Raw genomic sequence first — 1,453 nt, forward strand, 5'->3', positions numbered from 1 at the left:
TAGCCAATACACGGAATTCGAAATTTCGATAATGGTGTCTTTCACCGTACGCAGGAGCCCCGGATGTCCAAGCTCGATCTCGAATGGCTCGCCGTGTTCGACGAGGTCTACAAGACCGGCAACGTCTCCAAGGCGGCCGAGCGGCTGGGCATGGCGCAGGCGGCGGCCAGCACCGCGCTGAACAAGCTGCGCGCGCACTTCGACGACCGCCTGTTCACCCGCACCGCCCAGGGCATGCAGCCCACGCCGCATGCCGAGCGCATCTATCCGAACCTGCGCGAGGCGCTGGCGCAGCTGGCACAGGCCCAGGGCAACCGCAGCAGCTTCGAGCCCGCGCAGGCGCAGCGGCGCTTTCGCATCTGCATGACCGACATCAGCGAGGTGGTGCTGCTGCCCGGCCTGCTCGACCACCTGCGGCGCGCGGCGCCGGGGGTGCACATCGAGACCGAGATCATCTCGACCATCAGCGGACGCCGCCTGCAGGACGGCGAGGTCGACCTGGCCGTGGGCTTCATGCCGCAGCTGGACGCGGGCTTCTACCAGCAGACGCTGTTCATGCAGAACTTCGTCTGCCTGGCGGCGCAGAACCACCCGCGCATCGGCGCCAAGCTCACGCGCAAGCGCTTCGAGGCAGAGGCGCACGCGGTGGTGTCGACCTCAGGGACCGGGCATGCCATCGTCGACACGACCATCGCACGGCTGGGCCTGAAGCGCGACGTGGTGGTGCGGCTGTCGAGCTTCCTGAGCGTGGCGCGCATCGTGGCGCACACCGAGCTGATCGTGGTGGTGCCGCGCATCCTCGGCAAGGTGCTGGCCACGCAGGAGCCGGTAAAGCTGCTGGAGCCGCCCTTCACGCTGCCGGCTTATGCAGTGAAGCAGCACTGGCACGAGCGCTTTCATGCCGACCCGGGCAATGCCTGGCTGCGCCGCACGCTGGCGCAACTGTTCAGCGGCAGCTAGCCGAACGTGCCTGCGCGGACGACGGGCGGCGTCCGCAAGCGTGCGCCCGCTCGCATAATCGCGGCTCCCCACCCCATAGCCATATCCGAAAAGGCGGCCCCATGTCTTCGATCACCCTGCGTTTTCTTGCCGAGCCCAGCACCGTCAACTTCGGCGGCAAGGTCCACGGCGGCACGGTCATGAAGTGGATCGACGAGGCCGGCTACGCCTGCGCGACCAGTTGGGCCAAGCGCTACTGCGTCACCGCCTTCATCGGCAGCATCCGCTTTCACCGGCCGATCATGATCGGCGACCTCGTCGAGGTGGAGGCCCGCCTGGCCTACACCGGCAACACCAGCATGAACATCTCGGTCGAGGTGCGAAGCGGCGACATGAAGGGCGGCTCGATGGAAAAGACCACCGAATGCCTGATCGTGTTCGTCTCGGTCGACTCGCACGGACGGCCGCTGCCGGTCGAGGCCTATGTGCCCGGCACGCCCGGCGAAATGGCGCT

Annotated in this window: 2 protein-coding genes; both read left to right on the plus strand. The window is 67.0% G+C overall.

Features of this window, described 5'->3' with window-relative positions:
* The first annotated feature begins 63 nt into the window (after positions 1 to 63).
* Positions 64 to 960: a LysR family transcriptional regulator gene (locus tag ACSFA3_RS23160; protein ID WP_093053751.1), complete on the plus strand. Its 897-nt coding sequence runs from the start codon at positions 64 to 66 to the stop codon at positions 958 to 960.
* Positions 961 to 1,061: 101 nt separating this feature from the next.
* On the plus strand, positions 1,062 to 1,453 hold a 392-nt coding region (locus ACSFA3_RS23165), incomplete at its 3' end, for an acyl-CoA thioesterase (RefSeq protein WP_435507789.1).

The organism is Variovorax glucosi (assembly GCF_051216695.1).
In the GTDB taxonomy this organism is placed as follows: domain Bacteria; phylum Pseudomonadota; class Gammaproteobacteria; order Burkholderiales; family Burkholderiaceae_C; genus Variovorax.

Coding starts and splice junctions, on each gene's coding strand:
- ACSFA3_RS23160 (WP_093053751.1), top strand. CDS start 64: ATGTCCAAGCTCGATCTCGAATGGCTCGCCGTGTTCGACGAGGTCTAC.